This window comes from Paludisphaera mucosa, from assembly GCF_029589435.1.
In the GTDB taxonomy this organism is placed as follows: Bacteria; Planctomycetota; Planctomycetia; order Isosphaerales; family Isosphaeraceae; genus Paludisphaera; species Paludisphaera mucosa.
In genome coordinates this window covers 3,292,510-3,318,062 of record NZ_JARRAG010000002.1, presented here as the reverse complement: position 1 = coordinate 3,318,062, position 25,553 = coordinate 3,292,510, and the positions used below count along the sequence as shown (strand labels likewise).

Below are 25,553 nucleotides of genomic sequence, written 5' to 3'. Positions count from 1 at the left end.
GGGGCGGCCTACTCGAATTTGGGCTTCTTGAACGACTGGCGTTCGAGGCCGTACTTCTGGAGCTTCTGGGTGACGCTCCGGCGCGAGAGGCCGCTGTGGCGGGCGCACCGGGCCACGTTGCCGTGGTACTCCGAGAGCACGCGCTGGAAGTATTCGCGCTCGACCTGGCCGACGAGGTCCTCGATCAGGTGGGGCAGCCGCTCGTCGATGTCGATCAGGTTGGGGCCGCCGCCGGCGGCGGGCGAGACCCGCGGGGCGATCGTCTCGGGGAGCAGGTCGCGGTGCAGGACCGAGCCTTCGGCCATCGCGACGGCCGCCTTGACGGCGTTCTCCAGCTCGCGGATGTTCCCCGGCCACTGGTGGTTCAGGAGCGCCTGCATCGCCGCCCAGTCGATCTCGGTGATCGGGCTGGCGGCCGAGGCGTGCTTCTCCACGAAGTGCATCGCCAGGAGCGGGATGTCCTCCTTGCGCTCGCGGAGGGGGGGCATGTCGATGGAGACGACCTTGAGGCGGTAGTAGAGGTCGGGCCGGAACCGCCTGGCCTTGACCTCGTCCTCCAGCCGCTTGTGGCTGGCCGCGACGATCCGGACGTCGACCTTGATCGGCTCGACGCCGCCGACGCGCTCCAGGGTCCCGGTCTGGAGGACGCGGAGCAGCTTGACCTGCATGGCCTGCGAGATGTCGCCGATCTCGTCGAGCAGCAGGGTGCCGCCGTCGGCCTTCTCGAACCGGCCGATCTTCCGCTTCTCGGCGCCGGTGAACGCGCCCCGCTCGTGGCCGAACAGCTCGCTCTCCAGCAGCGAGTCGTTGAGCACCGCGCAGTTCAGCGCGACGAACTTCCCCTTGCGGCGGGTGTTCACGGCGTGCAGCGCCTGGGCGACCAGCTCCTTGCCGGTGCCGGTCTCGCCCTGGATGAGGACGGTGGAGTCGACCTGGCCGACGTGCTGGATCATGTCGAAGATGCGCCGCATCTTCGGGCTTTGCGAGACCATCGTGTGGAAGCTGTAGGTCCCCCGGAGCTGGTTCCGGAGCTGCGCCAGCTCGTCGAACAGGTGCCGGCGCTTGAGGGTCCGCTCGACGACCAGGCGGAGGTGCTCGGCGTCGCACGGCTTGCGGAGGAAGTCGTCGGCCCCGGCCTTCATCGTCTGCAGGGCCTCGGACGTGTCGCCGTAGGCCGTGACGACCACCACGCCCACCGGCACCCGGCGGTCGCGGATGGTGGAGAGCAGCTCGAACCCGCTCATGTCGGGCATCTTGAGGTCGGTGACGACCAGGTGGAAGACCTTGTCGCGCAGCATTTCGAGGGCCGTCGCGCCGTCGTAGGCCGCCTCGACCTCGTAGCCCTCGGGCTCGAGGATCTGCCGCAGGTGGTCGCAGCTGAGTTTCTGGTCGTCGACCGTGAGGATCCGGCGCTTCATGGTTCCATCCTTCCGCCGTCGTGGGTGCTGATTCCGTGCAGACGGTCCGGTCGTAGGCGATTTTCGCAGTTGCGGGAGCACCTTGGGAAGGTCCAACCCTTCGCCCGGCCTGTTTTCCCGGTTTCTCCCGCCGACGGGTCCTTGACGCCCGGGTCGCCCCCCTGTCCGGGCTGATGAAGATCGCCCCGATCCCGTCGGGCTTGTCGCGAGCCCGCCGCACGATGCAACGGGATCCTCGGGGGGGGCCTGGGCCTCCGAATCGCTCACTGGATCGGGATAGCGTTCCTGGGCTTCGTCTCGGGCTTCTTGGCCTCGGGCGCCTGGTCCTTGGTCTTCTCCTTGTCCTTCTCGGAGCGGTTCTCGAGGACCTCTTCGACGGACTGGCGGACGACGGCCGGGCTGACGAACGGGAGGACCTTGGTGCGGCGGCCGTCCTTGAGGGTGACGACGACGGGCTTGGCCTTGGGGTCGTTGGGAGCCAGGGTGACGGTCTTCTTGACCTCCTTGGCGTCGCCCTCGTGGGTGATCGTCTCCAGGGTCAGGCGGGTGGCCGGCCGGACGGCGTCGTTGGCGATCATCATGATGCGGACGGTGTAGTCGCCGTCGAAGCCCCGAGGGCAGACGTAGATCTCCTCGGGGTGCGCACCCAGGCCGTTCTTGATCAGGGCCCCGCCGAAGACGGACCGCGGCATGGTGTAGGCGACGGTCGCGCCCAGGGGCTCCTGGACGACCAGGTCGTAGTCGGCGTCGCCGTCCCAGCTCAGGCGGATGTAGAGGTCGCGGGCCTCGGCGGCGGGGAGGGAGCCCAGGAGCTTCTCGGCCTCCTCGGTGCGGCCTTCCTCGGTGAGGACCTTGGCGAGCGTCTCGGCCTGCTTGCGGCTCTCGCGGCGGAAGTACTCGTCCTGGCCGGGCCAGCCCAGGGACAGGAGCCTGTCGATCGAGTCGGCCATCCGCTTAGGGTCGCGGGTCTTCTGGGCCAGGTTGATCGACATCGCCAGCGGCTCGGAGCGGTGGGGGATCTTCTCGTGGGCCTCGTCGAGCAGGGGGCCGACGCGGTCGGTGAAGCCCTTGAGCATCAGCTTGTCGGCCGCGCTGACGAGGTGATTCGGGTTGTGCGAGCGCTGGGCGAGGTCGGCGGCGTAGTTCAGGGCGGTCTTCATGTCCTCGGGCTTGCCGCCGTTCATCTCGATCGCCAGGGCGAGGGCCTCGTACATCCAGAACTCGGCGTTCTTGGGCCGCTCTTTGAGATAGCCGAGGATCGCGGCGTGGACGTCGCGGGTCTTGCCGCTGCGGTTGAGGAGGCGGATCGTCTCGTGGACCTGGTCGGGCGTCTCGTCGTGCTTTCGAAAATAGTCCGCCCAGTAGGCGTAGGGATCGCCCCCGGACGAAGGTTTGGCGGACGTCGCCCCGGTGATCGGGATCAGCCCTTCACGAGAAGACCGGCCGGCGGCCGGCGCCGGGACGACCTTGGGATCGATCGGTTTTGCGCCGGGCTTCGCGGCCGGGGACTTCTCTAGAACGCCGGCGGGATCAGCCGCCTTTCGGCCGGACTGATCCCGCGAAGCGTCGTTAGAAGGACGGTTGGAGCCGGTCCTGGGAGCGGTCAGTTGCTTTTTTTTTGCATGAGGGCGCTGGCGGGATCGTCCTGGGCCGGAGAGACCGGGATGGACATCATGCCCATGCCGCCGCCGCCCATGCCGCCGCCCATGCCGCCCATGCCGCCGCCGCCCATGCCGCCCATGCCGCCGCCGCCGCCCATGCCGCCCATGCCGCCGCCCATACCGCCGCCCATGCCGCCGCCGCCGCCGCCCGAGATGAGCGAGATGGGGATGAGCGCCAGGTCGGCCACGGGATAGACGCGGATGTCGGTCTGCTGGTCTTCCGACTCCTGCGACGTGATCATCAGGAAGCCGTCCTTGACCGTGTAGGTCAGGCCGAGCTGCTTGAGCATCAGCCGGAGCGTCGTCTTGAGGGGCACGCCGTCGAGGTCGAGCGACACCGGCGAGGTCATCGTCTTGTCGGCCTCATTGAGGCCGATCGGGTCGACGTAGATCGGGATGCCGTTGTCGCTGGGGGTCTGGGTCGCCTGCTTGACGTACTTGAGGACGTCTTCCAGGGGCGTCTCGTTGGGGAAGTTCATCGCCAGGGGCTCGTCGAGCTTGGCGAGGATCGACTTGGTCTTGGGGTCGCGGTCGAACACGTCGACGGCCTTGCCGTAGCGGGCGATCCGCCGCTCCGAGATGTTGCGGAACAGCTCGGCGTCGGGGTATTCGATGATCTTGTTGTCGGGGAAGGGGACCGCCGCGCGGTCGACGTCTTCCATCGTCAGCATGAAGCGATACTCTTTGAGCGCCTCGTACTGGCGTTCCTGCGACAGGAAGCCCATGGTCGTGGAGAGGAACATGCCGGCGAAGGGGGCCGGGTCCTCGTCGCTGTAGGGGAGGGTCCCCTTGTGCATGAGCGCCCGGGCGTGCTGCGAAAGCAGGCGGGCGTCGTAGAAGGGCGCGGTGGCCAGGGCGATGTTGCCCATGCCGCCGTTGTACAGCGAGTTGTAGGCGCCCTCGCCCATGAGGGTGTCGAACTGGTCCATCATCGCCTTGATGGTCTGCTGGTTGGCGACGAGCTGTGAGAGGCCCCGGTTCCGCTGCTCGGCGGCCGACTGGACCCGCTGGCGTTCGAGCCGCTCGGCGACGAGGCGGTCGGCGTCGCGGACGGTCGCCAGGTACTGGGCCTGGATCCGGCGGTCGAGGTCGTTGCGGACGCTCTCGGGCACGTTCGAGGCCGACCGGACGACGTTCTGGGCGAGCCGGAGGGCGTCGAGGGCCCCCTCGGGAGAGCCGCTGCGGACCATCTCGCGGGCCGCGGTGAGCCGCTGCTCGACGTCGCTGGTCAGCTGCTGGCGGGCGACGGCGTCGGCCCGGTCCGACTCCTCGAGGGTCGCCCGATTGTTCGGGCCGGCGCTCGGCGGGGCGGGGGGCGTGGGCGTCGGCTGGGCGACCGCGGCCGGAGCGGGCGCGGCCGGGGCCGCGGGGTCGGCCGGGGCGTTGTCGAGGCCCGGGGCCGGCGGCGGCGCGGCGGGTTCTTGCAGGGCGACCCGGGCGAGCCGCTCCTGGGCGACCTTGGCCTCGGCGAGGCCCTTGGTGGCGTCGGCGTTGTCGGGATCGATCTCGAGCGCCTTCTGGAAGAAGGAGCGAGCCATCCCGCCGGCGCCCTGGGCGAGCGCCTGTCGCCCCAGGTCGGTCAGTTGGTCGGCAAGCGGCGGGGCGTCGTCGCCGCGCGAGGCGGCCCCGGACAGCAAAACGCCGCCCAGGGTCAGCAGCCCGGCGCCTTTCCACAGTCTCGCGGTTCGCGACATGATCGAGGCTCTCCAGCAGAAGGGATCACCGGCGCCATGACCGGTCTGGGCGCTAGGTGTTTACTCATCGCAATTTACGGAAAACCCGCAGGGGCCGCAAGCCGCCGCCGACGGACGTTCCGGGGTTGAACTCGGGCCGGCCCGACCCGGCCGCGCAAGGCCGGGGCCCCGCGGCCGATCCCACTCCCAGGGCGTTGCTGATCCTCGGTGGTCTTTACGAGTCCCCATGAGGCGGCTCGATGCTGGCTTGGTTCGGCTCGTCGTCAACCATTATGCCACATGGTTTCCGGGGCGGCCAAACCGGGGGCGGCGAATGATCCCCGGCCGGCCGCGCGACTTGCTTTCCCAACAAGACGAACGGGTCGCCGGGTTTCTTCGGTCCCGCTCGCGTTTTCCTCCCGCGACGGTGGACGGCGGTCTCGTTTTGACAACGCAAACCCCGCGTCCTACTGGTTCTTCATGCGGAGAGACGGAGGTCGAGTCGGCCGCCGCCCCTCCGAGCGAAGCAACGCCGTCCCCGGGGCGGCCGGAGGCTCAACAGATGAACGACGCTCAAGACGAATTGAAGTCCGACGCCGCCGCCGGCGAGCCCAAGCCCGAAACCGCGCCGTTCGACTTCGCGGCGTACCCCGCGAACTCGGTCTTCCACGAACGTCGCGAGGGGAAGGAGCGCCGCGGCACGTTCCGATCGCGGGGCCGCTTCGACGGCCCGGACACCCCCCGACCACCCAAAACGATCGAACGCCGGGAGCGCAAAGAACGGCGCAAACGCATCGACCCCACGACTTTCGAGAAACAATACACCGATGACGAGATGGAGTTCATGAACGCCATGCAGCGTTTCAAGGAACTCTCGGGCAAGTCGTTCCCGACTTACGCCGAGGTCATCAAGGTCGCCGTCGGCCTGGGCTACCGCAAGATCGTCGACGACGCCGCGCCGCCGGTCTTCGACGAGGATGCGAGCCTGCTGCTGTTCACCAAGGCCGAACAGGACGCCTGACCTCCGGCCTTCGAAACGACCGCACGCGGCGTGCGCCGGGGGAGCCGACCCCGAGGCACGCCGCGTGTTCCATTTACCGAGGGCTCAGCGGGCGACGGAGGCCGTCCGCGAGACCGTGACCAGGGCCGGGCTCGTGAGCACGTTGACCCAGGCCGAGAGCGCCTCGCGGGTCAGTCGCACGGCCTTGTTGACGTCGGGGGCGACGGTCCGGACCTCGGCGACCGCGTGGGTCGCGACGATCGGCTGCTCGTCCAGGGGGGCGAAGACGTCCTCGGGAAGCATGGCGAGGCCGACGGCCTCGATGGCGGCCGTCGCCGAGGCCGCCACGGGCTCGGGGGTCGTCGCGGCGAGCGCCTCGGGGGCCGGGGCGGAGTCGTCCTGGATCGGCTCGGCGAAGTAGAGGCTGGCCGACTGCTCCATGGCCTCGAAGCCGGGCAGCGGGGCGGGCTCGGCGGGGGCCGGCGCCGCGACGGCCTTCGGCTCGGGGGTCGCGGCGATCACGGCCTCGGGAAGGGTGGGCGTCTCCACCTTGGCTTCGAGGGCGAAGCCGCCGTCGAAGTAGAGGTCGGCGGCCGTCCCCATGGCGGCGAACGCCTGGGCCGTGCGGTCGCGCTCGGCGGCCTCGCGAAGTCCTTCGGCGAAGGTCGCGGCCAGCTTCGCTCCGGTGGGCTCGAAGCTCGACCAGGCCAGCTTCGCCAACTCGTCGGGACGGACGGCGGAGAACATGGGCGCGGGGGCCGGAGCCGGCGAAGCCTCGGCCGGATTCGAGTCTTGGGCCGCGATCAGGAAGTCGTCGAGCTTCGGCAGGCCGAAGGGGATGGCGGGCGGGGTCGAGGCGGCCAGATCGGCCGAGCGTCGGGCGAGCATCTCCGCCCGGTTGCGGGCGGAGGTCGGGTGGGGCAGGGCGATCGTCGCGACGCGGGCCGGGGCCGGCGCGTCGATCGTCGGGCGGGAGCCGGCGCGCCGGGCCTGGCGGGCGGCGTGGGCTCGCTTCATCTCGGCGGTGAGCAGGTCGTGGATCACGACGTACTGGGTCTCGTCCCCGCGACGGACGTCCATGTCGGCGAGGCGGGCGTTCATCCATTTCTGCGCGCCGGCGACACAGCCTTCGATCGTCGGCCAGGCGGGCAGGCCGAGGCCCAATCCCGCCACCAAGCTGACCAAGACAAGCCGCAGGGTCATCGGTCGTTCTCCGGGTCGTGACGATTTCATCGGTCGTCGAGTTCCGTAGGTTCGGGAGGCAAGCCTTGACCGGGCTGATCATGTCTCCGTGTTAAGAGGTATCGACGAGGTTGACGCGTCGCTTTACGTCCTATCGAGAAAATGCGGCTCTTGGAGGCTTTGGGTCCTTCGGGCCTGTCGGGTCGACGTCTCTTTCTGGGCTGACGGGATGCCCCTGGGCGTGTGGAAAGGTGAGGATTACGCGACGGTTCCGGTGGTCAAGACTCGGTCGAAGTTCTAAGATTGGCTCGCATTCGGAAATTCGAAGGCCCCGGGAGGCGGGGCGCGGAGGAGCCATTCATGGGCAAGGCGGTCCTGGTCACCGGGGCGGGGGGGTTCATCGGCAGCCATCTGACCGAGCGCCTGGTGCGGCTCGGGCATCGGGTGCGCGTGCTGGTGCGGTACAACGGCCGCGACGACCGGGGCCATCTCGACGACCTGCCCAGGGACGTCCAGGCCGAGCTGGACGTCCATCGCGGCGACCTGAAGGACCCGGACGCCGTCGCCCGGGCCGTCGACGGCCGCGAGCAGGTGTTCCACCTCGGGGCGTTGATCGCGATCCCCTACTCGTACCAGAACCCGTACGACGTGGTGCAGACGAACGTCAACGGCACGGCGCACGTCCTGGACGCCTGCCGGCGGTCGAAGAAGCTGGAGCGGGTCGTCCTGACCTCGACCTCGGAAGTCTACGGCACGGCCCAGATCGTGCCGATCGACGAGAAACACCCCCTACGCGGCCAGTCGCCCTACGCCGCGACCAAGATCGCCTCGGACGCCCTGGGCGAGAGCTACCATCGCTCGTTCGCGACGCCGGTCTCGATCCTGCGGCCGTTCAACACGTTCGGCCCCCGCCAGTCGGCCCGGGCGATCATCCCGACGATCATCAGCCAGGCCCTGACCCGACCCGTCGTGAAGCTCGGCCGCCTGGATCCCCGTCGCGACCTGACGTACGTCAAGGACACGGCCGAGGCGTTCGTGGCCATCGCCGCGTGCGACGCGGCCCTGGGCCGGGTGGTGAACGTGGGGCGGGGCTCCGACGTGAGCATCGGCGACCTGGTCGAGCGCATCGGCACGATCCTGGGCCGGACGCTGGAGGTCGAGACCGAGACCGACCGCCTCCGCCCGCCCGCCAGCGAGGTCGAGCGGCTGGTGGCCGGCACGGCCCTGGCCCAGAGCCTCTGGCGATGGCGGCCCCGTTACAGCCTGGACGAGGGGCTCGCCGAGACCGTGGGCTGGATTCGCGAGCACATCGACCGCTTCCGTCCCGACGTCTACACCACCTGAACCCTCGCAGACGACCGTCCATCCCCACGAAGAACCTGGACCGACCCGACATGATCGACTGGACCCCGCTCGCCGACCTGGTGGAGAAATACGACCGCTTTTTGGTGACGACCCACATCCGCCCCGACGGCGACGCACTCGGCTCCGAGGTCGGCATGGCGGGGCTGCTCCGCCAGAAGGGGAAGGACGTCCGGGTCGTCAACACCAGCCGGACGCCGCCGCGGTACGACTACCTGGACCCGGACGGGACGTTCTTCGAGCATTTCAGCACGCTCGCGCCGGGGAGCCTGGCCGACCGCCAGGTCGCCGTGATCCTCGACCTGTCGGCGTGGTCGCAGCTCGGCGACATGGCCGACTTCATCCGCGCCTTCCCGGGCCCCCGGGTCGTCGTCGACCACCACGTCAGCCAGGACGACCTGGGCGCGGTGTTCCTCAAGGACACGTCGGCCGAGGCCGCCGGCACGCTCGTGATGCGGGCGGTCAAGGCGCTCGGCGGCAGGTTCACGAAGGAGGTCGCCACCGGCCTGTTCACGGCCATCGCCATGGACACCGGCTGGTTCCGCCACCCCAACACCAAGCCCTCGACGCTGCTGGCCGTCTCCGAGCTGATCGAGGCCGGGGCCGAGATCGACAGCATCTACCGGGACCTGTTCGAGCGCAGCACCCTGGGCCGGCTCCGGCTCACGGGCGAGTTCCTCTCGGGGCTGAAGACCGACCTGGACGGCCGGGTCGCCTACTCGACCGTCTCACAGGCCGACCTGGCGCGGACGGGCGCGATCCCTTCCGACACCGAGGACCTCGTCGACTACACGGTCAGCCTGCGCGGGGTCGAGATCGGCATGCTGCTGATGGAGCTGCCCCGGGGGGGGGGCGTCAAGGGCTCCCTGCGATCGCGGGCGGGCTTCGACTGCGCCCGCATCGCGGCCGAGTTCGGCGGCGGCGGCCACAAGGCGGCGGCCGGCCTGACCGTGGCCGACCCGCTCCCCGTCGCGGTCGACCGCGTCCTGGCGGCGATCCGCAAGGCCCTTGATCCGGCCTGAGGCGCGCGACACGATAGACGCCGAAATCGCGACCGCCCCGCGGCCGACGCGCCGGACGGTCCGCTCATCCCCGCAGGGCCGGGCCCGCAGCCGCTTCGGGCGCCCGGGCCGTCGCCCCGCCCTCCGCCCGCCCGCGCTCCCCACCCCGATGAGGCACCCGCATGAATCGACGCGATTTCCACCGCCTTGGGACGATCGTCCTGGGCGGGCTGATCAAGCTGGCGGTCGCCGTGCCCGCGGCCGCCTTCCTGCTCAACCCCCTTCGCAAGCCGGGGACGGCCGCCGAGGCCGACGTCTTCGAAGGCCTCGTCGCGCTCAGCCAGTTGAAAGTGGGGGTGCCCGAGTCGTTCGGCATCGTCCGCGACCAGGTCGACGCCTGGGTGAAATATCCGAAGGAGCCCGCCGGCGCGGTCTGGCTGGTGCGGCAGCCCGAGGGGGCCGAGCCCGCCGTGATCGCCTACTCGGCCGAGTGCCCGCACCTGGGCTGCGCGATCAACCTGGCCGACGACGCCAAGCACTTCATCTGCCCCTGCCACACCAGCGCCTTCGACCTGGAGGGCAAGCCGCAGAACTTCGTCCCGCCCCGGCCCATGGACCGGCTCGACGTCGAGCTGAGCAAGGACGCCGACCCCATGGTCCGCGTCCGCTTCCAACGCTTCCGGACCCTCGCCGAGGAGAAGATCCCCCTTGCGTAAACTCCTAGCCGACTGGTTCGAGGACCGCACCGGCCTGAGCGGCCCCCTGCGGTCGATGCGCGAAGAGCCCCTCCCCGCCGGCCCCCGCTGGCGGTACGTCTGCGGCTCGGCCCTGCTGGCCATCCTGCTGATCCAGGCCTTCACCGGCCTGATGATGATGACCGCCTACAGCGCCTCGTCGTCGACGGCGTGGGGGAGCGTCTTCTACATCGAGAAGCAGATGTGGATGGGCTGGTTCATCCGGGGCATGCACCACTTCGGCGCCCAGGCGGTGATGGTCCTGCTCTTCATCCACCTGCTCCAGGTCCTCTTCGCCGCGGCCTACCGGGCCCCCCGCGAGGTCAACTGGTGGCTCGGCCTGGTCTTGCTCGTCCTGATCGTGGGCTTCGGCCACACGGGCTACCAATTGCCGTGGGACCAGAAGGGCTACTGGGCCACCAAGGTCGTCACCAACATCATGGGCGGGGCGCCGGTCCTCGGGCCCTACGTCAAGACGGTGGTCGTCGGCGGCTCCGAGTACGGCAACCAGACCGTGACCCGGTTCTACGGCCTGCACGTCGGCATCCTGCCGGTTCTGCTGGCGATCGTCCTCGGCGGCCACCTGGCCCTGCGCTACCGGCACGGCCTGAAGCCGCCCGCCGACGCGGCGGACGTCCCGCCCGACGCCCCCCGGGCGACCTACTTCCCCGACCAGACGTTCCGCAACTCGCTCGTCGTGACGGCGATCGTCGGCGTGCTGATCGGCCTGGTCCTCTGGGAGGGCGGGGCCCCGCTCGACGCGCCGGCGGATCCCGCGAGCCCGGACTACCCGGCGCGTCCCGAGTGGTTCTTCCGGTTCCTTTTCCAGATGCTGAAGTCGTTCCCGGGCCGGCTGGAATGGGTGGGGTCGATCGCGATCCCCGGCGCGCTCATGACGACCATGGCGCTGCTGCCGCTGCTCGACAAGGTCATGCCCTCGAAGCTGCTCCACTTCCTCGCCTGCACGCTGGCCTTCGCGCTGGCCGGCGGCGCCCTCTTCCTGACGATCGCCTCGTTCCGCGAGGACGCGGGCAACCCCTCGTTCCAGGAGGCCCGCACCAAGGCCGACGCGGCCAACGAACGCGCCCTCTACCTGGCCGCCCACCCCGACTTCGGCATCCCGCCGCAGGGGGCGGGCTTCCTGCTGCGGTTCGACCCGCTCACCCGCGGCGGCGACCTGCTCGAGAAGAAATGCCTGGGCTGCCATCGCGTGGACGGGAAGGGGACCGGCGACCAGTCGGCGCCCGACCTGAAGGACTTCGGCTCCTACGCCTGGATCCGAGGCCTCCTGGAGAAGCCCGACGCCGAGGCCTACTTCGGCAAGGCGCCCGAGTGCGACGGCATGACCGAGTGGAAGAAGTCGACGAAGCTCGACGCCGAGCAGCTCGACCAGGTGGCCGAGTTCGTGGCGACCTTCGCCAAGATCCCCGCCGACCAGTCGGTCGACGAGTGGCTCAACACGCCAGGCGTCGCCGACCACCCGGGCAACGCCCTCTTCCAGAAAGACTGCGGCAAGTGCCACTTGATCGACGGCTACACCGAAGGCGGCGTCCGCGACGCCCCCGACCTGTTCGCCTGGGGATCGCCGCGCTGGATGAAGCGGATGATCCGCAAGCCGTCCGAGGCGGGCCTGTACGGCTACCTCGAAGCGAAGCAGCGCATGCCCGCCGCCCCCCCCGACGACATGCCCGAGAGCGACGTCGACATGATCGTCCGCTACATCAAGGGCGACTATCTGAAGCCGGCCGCGAAACCGTGAGTCCCGGTCGCTGAGAAGACGTTTCAGCCCCTCGCGACCCTCGTCCGGCCCGACCGGACGAGGGTCGCGGCGTTTCGTGAATGCTATGGCTTCGCTTCGAACGCAGGTCCCGTCTCCCCGGCAGGCGTCCAGCCGCACGTTTCTCTCCCGGATACGCACCCGCGGTTCCCATCCGGACGACCGGATCGTCGGCCTTCGATCTGCACGCGGTGGCGCTTGAACAGCAGTCGCGGGGCGATTGCGGATACCCGGCTTCCCCTCGCCCTGGGAGGGGCGGGAATCCTCGATTTCCCGGGAAATATGCTTGAAATCCGGATGGGCGGACGGCTAGACTCCACCCGCTTTGAACGCTTGGCCCATGGAGGGGACAGCCGAGTCAGGATGGACTCGCCCCCCTCGATCCGGGCCCACCGGCAATCTCCCGCGACCTTCAAGGTCTTCGCCACGAGCCCGCGGTCGTCCCCCGACCCGGCTCCGTCAAGCCCTCGTCGATTACGCCCCTGCGAGTTTCCCCAGGACGCGCGCCGGACCTCCGTGCGCCGTGGGGGATGGGAACGGATTCTGCCAAGCCTCAATACCAACGGAAGGGACTCCGCCATGAACAACCGACCCCTCATCGGCATCAACATGGATCTCCGGGCTTCGGACAAGAGCCGCAATCCGCACAGCCTCATGCCGACGGGCTACTACGACGCCCTCCTGACCGCCGGCGCCCTGCCGATCATGATCCCGCCGGTCACCCGCGAGAGCGACATGCTGCCCATCCTGGAGCGGCTCGACGGCGTCGTCCTGGCCGGCGGCGACGACCTCGACCCCCGCAAGATGGGCCTGACGCCGCACCCGTCGGTCAACGTCATGAGCGAGCGCCGGGAGCTGTCCGACCGGCTCCTCTGCAAGCTCGTCCAGCAGGAGAAGATCCCGACCCTGGGCATCGGCCTGGGGATGCAGGAGCTGAACGTGGTGGCCGGCGGCGGCCTCTTCGTGCACCTGCCGGAAGACCTGCCGAAGTGCATCCCCCACTTCGACCCCCACGGCGGCGCCCATCGGCACACCGTCGTCATGCGGCCCAAGACCCGGCTGGCCGAGATCTACGGCCCGGGCGAGATCCGCGTCAACAGCTACCACCACATGGGCGTCCGCAAGCTCGCCCCGCCGTTCCGGATCTCGGCCCTGGCCCCCGACGGCCTGATCGAGGCCTACGAGGGCAAGGACCCGAGCTGGTGGGTGGTCGGCGTCCAGTGGCACCCCGAGAACGAGGGCCACATCTCCCTCGACATGCAGCTCATGGAGGCGTTCGTCGAGGCCGCCGCCTCGGCCAAGCAGGCCCCCGCCCTCGCCCGCGTCGGCTGACGCCGGCCGGACGAGTCGCCCCGAAACACCGACGGCCCCCGCTTCCCCACCGAAGCGAGGGCCGTTCGCATTTTCGAAGGTCCGCCCGGCGCGAGGGTTGCATCATGGCCAAGTTCGGAGGGTCGGGACTTGGACGGGGTCCGTCCCGGCCCTAAGATCTCTCCATCGATGGAAGCGGTCGCGTCCCGGCCTCGGCCCGGCCGACCCCCGGGTTCGTCGTCCCGAACCTTCGTCAGTCGCGGAGAAGCCCCCGAAATGTCCCATATCAGCACCGGCGCAGGCGGCCGTCGACCCTCGCGAAGCAAGGCCCTGGCCGCCGTGGTCGTCCTCGCCCTGGTGGCCGCCCGGCCCTCCGACGCGCGGGCGCAGGCCGCGTCCGCCTCGGCCGGCGAATCCCGCGTCCACGCCCTCGCCCGGCTCGAACCGGCGACCGGCCTGGTCACGGTCGGCTCGCGGCCCGGACAGCGGATCGACGAGATCAAGGTCGCCGTCGGCGACGACGTGACCGCCGGGCAGGTTCTCGCGGTCCTCGAAGGCCGCAAGCAGGCCGAGGCCCAGCTCGCCCTCGCCGAGATCCAGAAACAGCAGATGACCTTCCAGAGGAAGGCGAAGAAGGACAAGTTCCTCCTGGAGCGCGAGCAGTTCGACAAGGCCAACGAGCCCCGGCTCGTCGCCGCCACCAAGGTCGCCGACGAACTTCGCAAGCTGCTCGACAAGGCCACCCCTCTCTACAATCTGAGCGGCCTGGCCGGGCCGGTCGACCGGGCGAGGCTGGAAGACGGGGGACGCTACGTCGAGCTGTTCGCCAAGACCACGCAGGCCGAGCTGGACAAGAACCTGCTCGAAGCCGAGAAGGCGCTCACGGTCAAGAAGCGGGCGCTGGAGGACGAGCAACTGGCCGACGCCAACCCCGAGTTCCTCCTCCCCGACGCCCAGATCGCCCTGGCGCAGGCCGGGATTGAGCAGACCCAGGTCCTCGCGCCGCGGGCCGGCAAGATCCTCGACGTCGTCGCCCACCCGGGCGAGGTGGGGACGGGCCAGTTGCTGGTCCTGGGGGACGTTTCGGTGATGGTCGCCGTCGCCGAGGTCTTCCAGAGCGAGGTCCTGCGGGTCAAGGTCGGCGACGCGGCCAGGGTGTCGATCCTCGACCAGTCGATCGCGGGGAAGGTCCAGCGGATCGGCTCGATCGTCGGCCGCAACCAGGCCGCGAACCTGGACCCTCGCGCGCTCAAGGACGTCCGGGTGGTCAAGGTCTGGGTCGCGCTCGACGACCCCAAGCTCGCCGCGCGGCTGATCAACATGGAAGCCGAGGTCGCGATCACACCCGGCGGGGGCGGTTGAACGTGGCGAGGTCGTGGCTCGGCCTGAAGAATCCGCCGCTCGCCTGGCGGAACGTGGCCCACGGCGGTCGCCGGTCGTTCGCGGCGATCTCGGGGGCGGCGTTCTCGCTGACGATGGTCCTGCTCCAGCTCGGCTTCCTCCAGGCGGTGCGGATCACGGCGACGAACAACTTCGACGTCCTGGACTTCGACGTCCTGCTGACCTCGTCGCGGTTCGAACAATTCTACGCGCCCGGCTTCCTGCCGCTGGAACGCCTGCGCCAGGCGAAGGGCGTCGACGGGGTCGAGTCGGCGACGCCGCTCTACGCCACGTTCGCCCTCTGGCGCTGCCCGCCCAACCCGCTGGACGCGCCGCCGGACGACTCGGCGCCGCGGCCGGGCGCGCTGACCCGCTGGATCGAAGGCTCGCGCACGCCCCGGCCGCTCCAGCGCCGGCAGTTGTACGTCATGGGCTTCGACCTCGACCACCCGCCGTTTCGTCAGCCCATCCTGGGATCGATCGAGGCCGCGCGGGGCAAGCTCCGCGTGCCCGATCGGGTCCTGCTGAACGCCCTATCCAATCCCGATTTCGGCTGGCAGGTCCGCGACCGCTTCCACGACTGGGAGCTGGAGGACACGGCCGTCCAGGTCGTCGGCGGGTTCGACATGCTGCGCGGCTTCGCGGCCGATTCTACGGTCCTCTGCTCCGACGACACCTTCGTCCGCGCCTGCGACTACGAGTCGCGCGAGACGACCAACTTCGGGCTCCTGAAGGTGAAGCCGGGCGCGGTCGACGCGACCGTCGCGGCCCTGCGGAAGGCGCTGCCGTCGGACGTCCGGGTCTCGTCGCGGCCGGACGTCCTGGCGAACGAGGTCGACCACTGGGTGAACCAGACCTCGACGGGCCAGCTCTTCGCGATCGGCGTCCTGGTGGCGATGAACGTGGCGGCCGTGGTGGTCTACCAGGTGCTCTCGAACGACGTCCGCGAGCACCTGCCCGAGTACGCGACCCTGCGGGCGATGGGCTATTCGATCTGGCGGCTGGCGGGCATCCTCGTCTTCCAGGCGATCCTGTACATGCTGATCTCCTTCGCGGCGGCCGTGGCGATCGCCGTCGTGGTGTACCTGGCGACCGAGACCCTGGCGGGCATCCCGATGGTGCTCACGCGCGAGAACCTGGCGCTCACCTTCGCCCTGGCCCTGGCGGTCGGCGCGGTCACGGGAGGGCTGACGGTCAACCGGCTGCGGCTCGCCCAGCCGGCCGACCTGTTCTGAACCGGTGACGGAATTCGACGGACCCATTCGCATGCATCTCGGCGGAAGAATCCCCCTGGCCTGGCGCAACCTGACCGAGCACCGGTTGCGGCTGCTCGCGTCCGTCGCCGGCGTGGCGTTCGCGACGACCCTGATGTTCATGGAGAACGGCTTCCGCAAGTCAATCCTCGACAGCATGGTCAACGTCATCGAGCGGATCGACGGCCAGGTCGTGATCCTCAGCCGGACGCTCTACTCGCTCTCGGTCCCCTTCCCGTTCCCGCTGGAGCGGATCGTCCAGGCGCGCGACGTCGAGGGGGTCGCCTCGTCGAGCCCGCTCTACACCGTCACCCGGTCGTCCTTCTGGCGGAACCCCGAGACCGGCGGCGAGGAGCGGATCTGCGTCGTCGCCTACCCGCCCCAGGACGACGTGCTCGACATCCCCGTCCTCAAGCAGAACCGGGCCCTCTGGAGCCGCCCGAACACGGCGATGGCCGACGAACGCTCGCGCGAGCGGCAGTTCGGGGTCTTCAAGACGGGCCAGGTCTCGGAGCTTGCGGGCAAGCGGTTCGAGATCGTGGGCACGTTCTCTCTGGGGATCAACGTCCAGACCAACGGCAACCTCGTGGTCAGCGACCAGAACCTCATGACGGCCTTCCCCGAGCTGGACGGGCCCTCGCTGCTCGACCGCAAGGTCCACGTCGGAGTCCTGCGGACGAAGCCCGGGGCCGACCCGACGCGGGTCCGCGACGCCGTCGCCGCCGCGCTGCCGCCCGACGTCCGGGTGCTCACGCTCGACCAGTTCATCGCCCGCGAACGCGACTTCTGGGACAAGGTGGCGCCGATCGGGACGGTCTTCTACATCGGCGTCGTGATGGGGTTCATCGTCGGCTCGGTGATCTGCTACCAGGTGCTCTATTCGGACATCAGCGACCGGCTGCCGGAGTTCGCGACGCTCAAGGCGATCGGCTATTCCAACTACGCGCTCTACCGCGTGGTGCTGACGCAGGCCTTCTACCTCGCCCTGCTCGGCTACGCGGCGGGCCTGATCGTCAGCTTCTTCCTGTTCCAGTGGGTCCACCGCCTGACCGGACTGCCGATGGACGTGACGCGGAACAACCCGTACTGGATCCTGATCCTGACCGTGCTGATGTGCGTCGGGTCGGGGGCGTACGCGGCGCGTCGGCTGATCTCGGCGGACCCGGCGCAGCTCTTCGCTTGAGAATCACGATTCGAGGGGGATCAGCATGAGTTCGGGCTTGCTCACCACGACGATGACCCGGGCCGTGAACATGCCCGCGGGCGGCGAGGTCGTCATCCGCGCGGTGGGCGTGAACTACGCCTACGGCGCGGGCGAGACGCGCACCCAGGTCCTGTTCGACAACCACCTGGAGATCAGCCGCGGCGAGGTCGTGATCATGACCGGCCCGTCGGGCTCGGGGAAGTCGACCCTGCTGACCCTCATCGGGGCGCTCCGCAAGATGCAGGAGGGCTACCTGGAGGTCCTCCACCAGAACCTGTCCAAGGCCGGCGAGGGCGAGCAGGTCGAGCTGCGCAAGGACGTCGGCTTCATCTTCCAGCAGCACAACCTGTTCACGTCGCTCTCGGCGCTAGAGAACGTGCGGATGGCGACGGCCCTGAAGCCGGCGTCGCCGGCCGAGATGGACCGCCGCTGCATCGAGATGCTGACCCGGCTGGGCCTGGGCGAGCGGATCCACCACCATCCGGCCGAGCTGTCGGGCGGCCAGAAGCAGCGGGTGGCGATCGCCCGGGCGCTTGTCAACGAGCCCAAGATGGTCCTCGCCGACGAGCCAACGGCCTCGCTCGACGCCCAGTCCAGCCAGATCGTCCTGGACCTGCTCCGCAGCCTGGCCGACGGGCCGACGAAGACGACCGTCCTGCTCGTGACGCACGACCAGCGGGTGATCGACAAGGCCGACCGGATCGTCAACATGATCGCCGGCCGGATCGTGACGAACTCGCTCACGAAGGTCGCCGTGCGGATCGTCCGCGCCCTGGCCGCGACGTCGTGGCTGGAAGGGCTCAGCGAAGCGACCCTCTCGCGGCTGGCGAACTACATGACCGTCGAGAATCGGGCCGCGGGCGAGACGATCGTCGCCCAGGGCCAGGAGGGCGACCGCTTCTACGTCGTCGGATCGGGCGTGGCCGACGCCTACAAGGACGGCCAGTACGACGAGGAGAAGTGCTACGGCGAGAGCTTCGGCATGATCACCTCGTACTTCAAGATGCCGGTGCCCGAGACCGTCACGGCCCGGACCGACCTGGAGCTGTACGTCCTCCACAAGGACGATTTCCTCCACGCCCTGGCCGCGGACCAGTCGTTCGAGGCCCGCATCCGCAGCCTCCTCGCCGGGGCGTCGCCCGCCCTCCAGGAGCCGGCGGCGACCACGCCCTGATCCCGTCCCGTCCCGTCACCGCCGAACTCCCCCGAGGGTCCGCCGATGCACCTTCCGTTCCGCGTCCTGATCGTGTTGAGCCTGTCGGGCGCCTGGGCCGTCTCCGGAGAGGTCGCGGTGGGCGTCGCGAAGGTCGACGTCACGCCGACGCACCCCGTGCTGCTCGCCGGCTACGGCCATCGCGTGGGCGAGCACCAGGCCGTCGACGCGCCGCTCTCGGCGCGGGCGCTGGCCGTGGGAGACGCCGACCCGGTCGTCCTCGTCGCCGTCGAGAACTGCGGCGTCCCCGCGCCGGTCGTCGCCGAGGTCCGCCGGCGCATCGCCGCCCAGGGCGGGGTCGACCCCTCGCGGCTGGTGGTCGCCTCGACGCACACGCACAACTCGCCGACCCTTGAAGGCTACGCCCCGCTGATCTGGGAGGGCCGCGATACGCCCGAGCAGCGCGAGCACGTCGCCGCGTACACGAAGTGGCTGACCGACAGGCTCGTCGAGGTCGCCCAGGCGGCCGTCCGCGACCGCAAGCCGTCCGAGCTGTCGTGGGGCCAGGGACGGGCGACGTTCGGCGGCAATCGCCGGCTGATGAAGGACGGCAAGTGGATGGGCTTCGCCTTCGCCGAGAAGGCCCCCGTCGACCACAGCTTCCCCGCCCTCTTCGCCCGCCGCGAGGGGAAGCTCGTCGCCGTGTGGGCGAGCTACGCCTGCCATTGCACGAGCGCCGGCAGCGAGAACCGCGTCGGCGGCGACTGGGCCGGCTTCGCCGCGACCGACGTCGAGCAGGCCAATCCCGGCGCGACCGCCCTGATCACCATCGGCTGCGGCGCCGACGTCGGCCCCCAGCCCACGGGGAGCCTGGCGTTCTCGCGCCGCCACGGCCGGGCCGTGGCCGACGAGATCGCCCGCCTGGCGACGACCCCGCTCAAGCCGCTGGCCGCGCCGACGGAGGTCGTCCACAAGGCGATCGAGCTGCCCCTGGCGAAGGCTCCCGGCCGCGACCACTGGGAACGCGAGGCCAGGCGCGAGGGCTTCGAGGGCCGCCACGCCAAACGCATGCTGGACCAGCTCGACCGTGACGGCAAGCTTCCGGACGTCGTTCCCTACGAGGTCGCGGCCTGGCGGTTCGGCCCCGAACTGGCGATCGTCTTCCTCCCCGGCGAGGTCACGGTCGACTACGCGGTCCGGATCAAGCGCGAGATGGACTGGACGCGGATCTGGATCAACGGCTGGTGCAACGACATCCCGGGCTACATCCCCTCGCGCCGGGTGCTGAGCGAGGGGGGCTACGAATCCGACTTCTCGCAGATCTACTACGGCTGGCCCACCCGCTACGATCCGGCCGTCGAGGACCTGGTGGTCGCGACGGCCGAATCGCTGCTCGGCGACGCCTTCAAGCGGACCGCCGCGACGCCCGAACCGGATTTCTTCACCGTGCCCGAGGCGCTGGTTCCGTCGATGAAGAAGTGACGGACTTAACGCCGGCTGGTTGCGTCATCGGCCTGTGAACCCTTTGCGCTCGATCGAGCCCGGGGCCGGGTAATTCTTGGAGATGTCGTCGAGGACGAGCACCCAGTCCAGGTCCTCGCCCGGGTTGGGGGGGACGAAGCGGCGTTCGCCCTCGTTGGGGAACTCGCCGATCGATTCGGCCTTTCCGGTGCGGGGGTCGAACCACCAGGCGTGGACCTTGGGGCCCTTGATCGCGTTCATGTGGACCGAGAAGGCCCGGCCGATGGGGGCGTAGACCATGGCGTACGAGCCGTCGCGGTCGCGGGTGGCGACGAAGCGGTAACGGCCCGCGCCGGGGACGGAGGTCTTCACGCGGTCGGTGACGATCACCGAGTCGTCGGGGATGCGCGTCGTCATCGGCCGCGACTCCATCAACCTGCGGCCGTGCTGCATCTGGCCGGCGCCCGGGTCGTCGACGGCCTCGGTCCAGGGGACGAGCGGGTTGTTGACCGGGGTGCGGTCTGGGGTCCACATCTGCCAGACCGAGTGGTGGCCGTAGGTGTGGCCGCATGCCCCGGAGAAGAGGTTCCAGTAGAGCGGCCGGCGGACGTCGGCGGCGATCGAGTGGCCGTTGCGGTCGGCCTTGAACGAGATCGGGTGGGCCTCGTAAAGCGGCTCGCCGTCGAGCACCGGCTTGGGGGGCTGGAGGTCGTAGTCGGGCCGGGTGTGGTCGTAGGTGCCGGTGTAGTTGGTCTCGTGGCCGTTCTGCCGCATGTTGAACGACAGCCAGTCGGACTTGTGGAACCACTTCGACGAGCCCTGAGCCCCGGTGGGGTGGAAGGTGATCAGCCGGCCGCCGCCGTCGCCCTTCTTCAGGCCGCGGGCCATGGCCTCGATCACGGCCTTCTGGCCGTCGTTCTCGACGTTGCGGTCGCCGCCGAGGATCCAGACGACCCCCTTTCGGCCGTACCGCTTGCCCAGCCATTCGCCGTAGGTCGCGGCGTTGGCGGCGTCGAACAGGGGCTTGCCGTCCTTGACCGGATCGTGCCAGTAGCGGCCCCAAGTCGGGAGGAGGCCGATCGTCAGGCCGAGGGCGTTGGCCCGGTCGACGACGAAGTCGACGTGGTCCCAGTAGTCGTTCTCGGGCCCGTCCTTCACGGCCGGGCGGGCGGGGTCGAGGTCGGTCAGGGGGAGGTGGCCGTAGACGTTGGGCGTGGCGTCGCCGTCGAACTCGGCGATCGCGACGGCCTGGACGACCGTGAAGCCCTTGGCGGCGCGGTCCTTCAGGTAGCGCTCGACGTCCTCGCGGCTGCAGCGGTGGAACAGCTCCCAGGCCGTGTCGCCGAGCCAGAAGAACGGCTTGCCGTCGTCGGCCGTGAGGTAGCGGCCGTCGCCGCTCACTTTCGTCGGGAAGCGGTGGGCGGGCTCCTCGGCGCGAGCGAGGGGGAGTGGGCCGGTCGCCAGCGTGACGAACAGCAGCAGCGTGGGGAGACGCCTCATGTGCGACGCTTTCCGGCCCGGGGCCGTCAAGGGGGAGGGGCGTCGCGCGGCGCGTTCGGCGCGCGACGCGGGGTCGACGGGCCGGCCGCGCGGCGTTCCCGTCGACCCCTCGGTCGATTCAGCATTTTTTACGCGAACCGGACTCCGACTTCAAGAACCCGCGGCGACGGGCTGGAGTTGCACCAGCGAGGCCGTGGCCTCGGCATGCTTGCGGATGTCCTCGGAGATCCGCATCGAGCAGAACTTGGGGCCGCACATGCTGCAGAAGGCGGCGGTCTTGAAGGCCTCCTGAGGGAGGGTCTCGTCGTGCATCCGGCGGGCCGTCTCGGGGTCGAGCGAGAGGCGGAACTGCTCCTCCCAGTCGAACCGGTAGCGGGCCCGCGAGAGGGCGTCGTCGCGGTCGCGGGCACCGGGGCGGTGGCGGGCCAGGTCGGCGGCGTGGGCGGCGATCTTGTAGGCAACGACGCCCTGGCGGACGTCCTCGACCTCGGGCAGGCCCAGGTGCTCCTTGGGGGTGACGTAGCAGAGCATGCTCGCCCCGTGCCAGCCGGCGAGCGCCGCGCCGATGGCCGAGGTGATGTGGTCGTAGCCGGGCGCGATGTCGGTGACCAGCGGGCCCAGGACGTAGAACGGGGCCTCGCTGCACTCGACGGCCTGCTTCTCCATGTTCATGGCGATCTGGTCCATCGGGATGTGCCCCGGGCCCTCGACCATGACCTGGCAGCCCCGCTCCCAGGCGCGACGGGTCAGGTCGCCCAGGGTCTTCAGCTCGGCGAACTGGGCCGCGTCCGAGGCGTCGGCGAGCGAGCCGGGCCGCAGGCTGTCGCCCAGGCTGAACGAGACGTCGTACTCGCGCATGATGTCGCAGAGGTCGTCGAAGTGGGTGTAGAGCGGGTTTTCCTTGTTGTGGGCGATCATCCACTGGGCCATCAGCGAGCCGCCCCGCGAGACGATGCCCGTGAGCCGGTGGGCCGTCAGCGGGATGTAGTCGCGGAGGATGCCGACGTGCAGGGTCATGTAGTCGACCCCCTGCTGCGCCTGGTGCTCGACCATCGCCAGCAGGTCGCCGGCCGTGAGGTCCTCGACCTTCTTGACCTGCTGGATCGCCTGGTACATCGGCACCGTGCCGATCGGCACCGGGCTGGCCGCGATGATGGCCTTGCGGATCGAGTCGATCGAGCCGCCGGTGGAGAGGTCCATCACCGTGTCGGCGCCGAGGTCGACGGCGAGCTTGAGCTTGGCCAGCTCGTTCTCGACGTTCGAGGTGACGGCCGAGTTGCCGATGTTGGCGTTGATCTTGCACGTCGCCTTGATCCCGATCGCCATCGGCTCCAGGCCCAGGCCCAGGTGCACCGTGTTGGCGGGGATGATCATCCGCCCCCGGGCGACCTCGGCGCGGACCGTCTCGGGGTCGAGGCGCTCGCGGCGGGCGACGTGTTCCATCTCGGGGGAAACGACGCCCTGTCGCGCCTGTTCAATCTGCGTCATCGTGCAACATCCTCTCCGAATCACTCGTGCCCGATCCCGGGGGGCCGTGCGGCCCGAGTCTGGTCTGCGGAAGCGCCCGATCCAGCCAGGTGACGGGCGTCATCCATCGTAGACCGGCGTCCACTCCGAGGTCAATTCAGCGCGGCCCCGCGAGCCGCCGGCGATCGCCCCGCGCGGCCGGCGGCGACGGCCTTCGGCGCCGGTTTCGCCGCCGTCGAGGGGCTCCGCGAGAGCTGGGCCAGCCGGAAGCGGTGCGGCCCGGGGCTGGAGGTCAGGGGGAACTGGTAGTAGCCGGCGGCCCCCGAGGCCGGGTCGATCCGGAAGCCGGGCTCCTCGCGGACGCGGAGCCGGGCGCCGTCGGCGGTCGGCTCGATCGAGTCCAGCGTCCACGAGCGGACGGTTCCGTCGCCGTGCTCGATGAAGAGGGTCCGGCCGGCGACGTCCAGGCCCTCGGGGAGCTTCTCGGGCGTCTGGAACCAGCCCCGGCCCCTCTCGTTCGGGTCGCGTTCGGCGGCCGTGACGGTCCCGCGCACGCTCTTCTGCGAGACGAGCTTGCCGGCCGCCTCGACGTACGTCCCGCCGGCGAGGAAGACGTCCTCGCCGCGGACCCGGACCGCCAGGCCGTCGGTCGACACGAATCGGCCGTTGGCCGTCTTCACTCGCAGGGTCGTCCCGGGCCTGCGGTTGAAGACCAGGTGGTCCGAGCCCTCGGGCGACTCGATCAGCACGACCACCGCGTCGCCGATCGACTCGACTCGGGCCACCCGGTCCAGCGGGGCGACGCCCGGCTCGACCGGCTCGAACACGGTCACGAAGGTCGAGTTCAGGGCCTGGCCGGCGTCGGAGCGACGGCGCACGATCAAGCTGGAGCGGGTCGACTCGGGGCCCGACGTCGCGTCGTCCCCGGCCGGGGCGTCGGCGGAGTCGGCCGTGATGAGCGTCGACGGCATGTCGCCCAGGAGGTGCAGCTTCAGGACCGCGCCGGCCGCCGATTTCTCGCGCCCCCCGTCGAGGACCACGCGGCAGGGCTCGGCCGCGACCCCTCGCAGGCGGGGGCGGAACTCGCCGTACGACTGGACGAACCAACGGCCCTCCTGCGGCCGCGCCGAGGGGAGGAAGGAGATCGACGGCGGCAGCAGCGAGCCCGTCGTCGGCTGGGTCGCGATCAGCGGCCGCCATTCCTCCTTGCGGCCGGGGGCCGCGTGGAAGATCTGGTCGTGCTGGAGCCCGCCGTCGACCTCGAAGATCGACAGCGCGTAGCGCCGCGGGCCTGACCGGCAGGCGACGAAGGTCTGGCGATAGCGTTTCGTGGAGATCGGGTAGGCGAAGCGGTCGGCGACGGTGACCACCTGGAAATCGGGGTCGGCGGCGAAGTACAGGAAGTCGCTCCCCGGGGTCGGGACGCGGGCCGCCTGGGGCGTCTCGCGCTGGTTGAGGCCGTCGACGACGACCGCGTTGTGGCTGGCGGTCGCCAGGTCGAAGCCGTCGGCGGTGGGCGGCCGTTCGTCGAGGTCGTCGAGCAGGGGGACGCCGCCGACGCTGAGGCGGAAGGCGAGCCGCTGGCATCGGCGGTCGGCCAGGCCGTCCCGGCCCCGGATCTCGACGTCGAGCGAGCGACCGGGCTCGCCGACGGAGAGCAGGGCGAGGCCGGCCCCCCCCAGCAGCAGCGGCCGATGGCTGGGCTCGTCGCCGGTCTCGATCGGCCAGGAGGCGCGTCGGACGTCGGGATCGTGGGGCCGCGAGGGGACCGCCGCGCCGGCCGTCCGAGCCAGCTCGATCATCGGGAAGGCCGCCCTCCCGTCGGCGACGTCGCCGGGCTTCGTCAGCAGGCCGTCGATCCAGCCGTCGAGCATGCCCAGGACCCGGCGATGGCTCAGAACGTCGGCCCCCCGCCAGAAGCCGTCGTAGTAGAAGCCGCGGCGGGTGAACTCGTCGAGGCGGCTGCGGGCCTCGACGACGAGGACCTGGCTCCCCAGCAGCTTGCCGACGCTCAGCATCCCCCGGTAGACGGCCAGCGAGTCCTCGGTGTAGTCGTCGGGCTGGCGGCTCGCCAGCTCGGCCGACGCCAGGAAGAGGTCCTCCTCGATGATCCGCTTCGGGTCGGAGCATTCGAGCAGGCGGCCGGCCTCGGCCCAGTCGGCCCCGTCGCGGAGCAGGCTGTAGGCGAGCAGGAGGTTCATGGGGGTCTCGAGGCTGCCGTTGCACTCCCACTTGGCGGTCTGGTAGCCGTGGCGATAGGGCGGCGGCACCCGCGCCGGCTGGAACTGCTTGGCGACGCCGGGCTGGTCGTTGTGCATGGCGTACGCGGGGTAGACCTGGGCGAACCGCAGGATCAGGGCGGCCGCGGCCTGGGCGAGCTTGGGATCGCGCGCGGCGGGCTCCTGGTCGTGCCAGCGGACGGCGGCGTACAGCGCCGCCTTCGCGAGGTAGGCCCGGGCCTCGTAGTCGCGCTTGGCGTGCAGGTAGAGGCGTTCGTCGGGGTACTTGGCCTTTTCCAGCTCGACCGGGTGGTAGGGGTAGAAGTGCCAGCGGCCCGGCAGGACCTCGATCTTCTCGGTCGGCAGCTTCTTGTCGGCCGGGCTGGGCAGGGGGATGGTGTCGTTGGGGAAACTCCCCTTGCACTTGCGGCACACGACGACCTTGGGCTGCTCGATCGACCAGACCAGCGGGTCGCCGCGCTCGGGGGCGTCGCAGACGGGGCAGGCGCAGTATTTCAGACCCGCCTGCACGGGGACGAGGTCGGCCAGCTCCTTGGGCGAGAGCTTCAGGAACGCCTTCGCCTGCGGCGTCGCCCAGAAGCGGTCCTGCCACTCCTTGGGGAGCCGGACCGGGCCGAGCGGCGGGTCGTGGGGCTGCGCGGCGGCCGGGCCGGGGCCGGCGAGCGCCGGGGCGGCGAGGGCGAGGGCTACGAGCATCGCGAGGCCGCGGGCCGATCGAGCCGGTCTTGGGATCATCCTGATCGTCTCCGGAATCCGTCGCGGCGGGCGCGGTGGGG

At 70.2% G+C, this 25,553-nt stretch carries 18 protein-coding genes; 11 read left to right on the top strand and 7 right to left on the bottom strand.

Annotation, left to right across the window (positions count from 1 at the left end):
• Positions 1–8: 8 nt before the first annotated feature.
• The 3 genes from PZE19_RS22485 to PZE19_RS22475 all read right to left on the bottom strand — a co-directional run bounded on the left by PZE19_RS22485 (position 9) and on the right by PZE19_RS22475 (position 4,773).
• Positions 9–1,418, bottom strand: coding sequence for a sigma-54-dependent transcriptional regulator (locus PZE19_RS22485; protein ID WP_277862844.1), 1,410 nt, complete (start codon positions 1,416–1,418; stop codon positions 9–11).
• Positions 1,419–1,681: 263 nt separating this feature from the next.
• Entirely contained in the window at positions 1,682–2,632 is a 951-nt protein-coding gene (locus PZE19_RS22480; RefSeq protein ID WP_277862843.1) for a DUF2135 domain-containing protein, read from the bottom strand.
• A gap of 389 nt (positions 2,633–3,021) precedes the next feature.
• Positions 3,022–4,773: a hypothetical protein gene (locus tag PZE19_RS22475; protein ID WP_277862842.1), complete on the bottom strand. Its 1,752-nt coding sequence runs from the start codon at positions 4,771–4,773 to the stop codon at positions 3,022–3,024.
• A gap of 541 nt (positions 4,774–5,314) precedes the next feature.
• Between PZE19_RS22475 and PZE19_RS22470 the strand changes: the two genes are divergently transcribed.
• The gene (locus PZE19_RS22470) at positions 5,315–5,773 is read left to right on the top strand and encodes a hypothetical protein (RefSeq protein WP_277862841.1); all 459 of its coding nucleotides are present in this window, start codon (positions 5,315–5,317) and stop codon (positions 5,771–5,773) included.
• Between the two features lie 84 nt (positions 5,774–5,857).
• Here the strand turns inward: PZE19_RS22470 and PZE19_RS22465 are convergent, their stop codons facing one another.
• The gene (locus tag PZE19_RS22465) at positions 5,858–6,955 is read right to left on the bottom strand and encodes a hypothetical protein (RefSeq protein ID WP_277862840.1); all 1,098 of its coding nucleotides are present in this window, start codon (positions 6,953–6,955) and stop codon (positions 5,858–5,860) included.
• A 339-nt stretch (positions 6,956–7,294) separates the two neighbouring features.
• Between PZE19_RS22465 and PZE19_RS22460 the strand changes: the two genes are divergently transcribed.
• The 10 genes from PZE19_RS22460 (at position 7,295) to PZE19_RS22415 (ending at position 19,591) form a co-directional block, all read left to right on the top strand.
• Entirely contained in the window at positions 7,295–8,278 is a 984-nt protein-coding gene (locus PZE19_RS22460) for a GDP-mannose 4,6-dehydratase (protein WP_277862839.1), read from the top strand.
• A gap of 50 nt (positions 8,279–8,328) precedes the next feature.
• Complete coding sequence (locus PZE19_RS22455) at positions 8,329–9,318, top strand: DHH family phosphoesterase (protein WP_277862838.1); 990 nt, start codon at positions 8,329–8,331, stop codon at positions 9,316–9,318.
• Between the two features lie 161 nt (positions 9,319–9,479).
• Positions 9,480–10,013, top strand: a complete 534-nt coding sequence (locus tag PZE19_RS22450) for a QcrA and Rieske domain-containing protein (RefSeq protein ID WP_277862837.1) — start codon at positions 9,480–9,482, stop codon at positions 10,011–10,013.
• Positions 10,006–11,790 carry a cytochrome b N-terminal domain-containing protein gene (locus PZE19_RS22445; protein ID WP_277862836.1) on the top strand — a complete coding sequence of 595 codons (1,785 nt, stop codon included), beginning with the start codon at positions 10,006–10,008 and terminating at the stop codon, positions 11,788–11,790. Before PZE19_RS22450 ends, PZE19_RS22445 begins: the two co-directional genes overlap by 8 nt.
• Before the next feature lie 597 nt (positions 11,791–12,387).
• Positions 12,388–13,140, top strand: a complete 753-nt coding sequence (locus tag PZE19_RS22440; RefSeq protein WP_277862835.1) for a gamma-glutamyl-gamma-aminobutyrate hydrolase family protein — start codon at positions 12,388–12,390, stop codon at positions 13,138–13,140.
• A gap of 255 nt (positions 13,141–13,395) precedes the next feature.
• Positions 13,396–14,481: an HlyD family efflux transporter periplasmic adaptor subunit gene (locus tag PZE19_RS22435; RefSeq protein WP_277862834.1), complete on the top strand. Its 1,086-nt coding sequence runs from the start codon at positions 13,396–13,398 to the stop codon at positions 14,479–14,481.
• 2 nt (positions 14,482–14,483) lie between these two features.
• Complete coding sequence (locus PZE19_RS22430) at positions 14,484–15,734, top strand: FtsX-like permease family protein (protein WP_277862833.1); 1,251 nt, start codon at positions 14,484–14,486, stop codon at positions 15,732–15,734.
• A 31-nt stretch (positions 15,735–15,765) separates the two neighbouring features.
• Positions 15,766–16,935 carry an ABC transporter permease DevC gene (devC, locus tag PZE19_RS22425; RefSeq protein WP_277862832.1) on the top strand — a complete coding sequence of 390 codons (1,170 nt, stop codon included), beginning with the start codon at positions 15,766–15,768 and terminating at the stop codon, positions 16,933–16,935.
• A 25-nt stretch (positions 16,936–16,960) separates the two neighbouring features.
• Positions 16,961–18,130, top strand: coding sequence for an ATP-binding cassette domain-containing protein (locus PZE19_RS22420; protein WP_277862831.1), 1,170 nt, complete (start codon positions 16,961–16,963; stop codon positions 18,128–18,130).
• Positions 18,131–18,175: 45 nt separating this feature from the next.
• Complete coding sequence (locus PZE19_RS22415) at positions 18,176–19,591, top strand: neutral/alkaline non-lysosomal ceramidase N-terminal domain-containing protein (RefSeq protein WP_277862830.1); 1,416 nt, start codon at positions 18,176–18,178, stop codon at positions 19,589–19,591.
• 24 nt (positions 19,592–19,615) lie between these two features.
• Here PZE19_RS22415 and PZE19_RS22410 read toward each other — a convergent pair whose 3' ends face one another.
• The 3 genes from PZE19_RS22410 to PZE19_RS22400 all read right to left on the bottom strand — a co-directional run bounded on the left by PZE19_RS22410 (position 19,616) and on the right by PZE19_RS22400 (position 25,512).
• Positions 19,616–21,070, bottom strand: coding sequence for a glycoside hydrolase family 140 protein (locus PZE19_RS22410; RefSeq protein WP_277862829.1), 1,455 nt, complete (start codon positions 21,068–21,070; stop codon positions 19,616–19,618).
• 150 nt (positions 21,071–21,220) lie between these two features.
• Entirely contained in the window at positions 21,221–22,558 is a 1,338-nt protein-coding gene (gene thiC / locus PZE19_RS22405) for a phosphomethylpyrimidine synthase ThiC (RefSeq protein WP_303652619.1), read from the bottom strand.
• Positions 22,559–22,689: 131 nt separating this feature from the next.
• The gene (locus PZE19_RS22400) at positions 22,690–25,512 is read right to left on the bottom strand and encodes a hypothetical protein (protein WP_277862828.1); all 2,823 of its coding nucleotides are present in this window, start codon (positions 25,510–25,512) and stop codon (positions 22,690–22,692) included.
• Positions 25,513–25,553 lie beyond the last annotated feature (41 nt).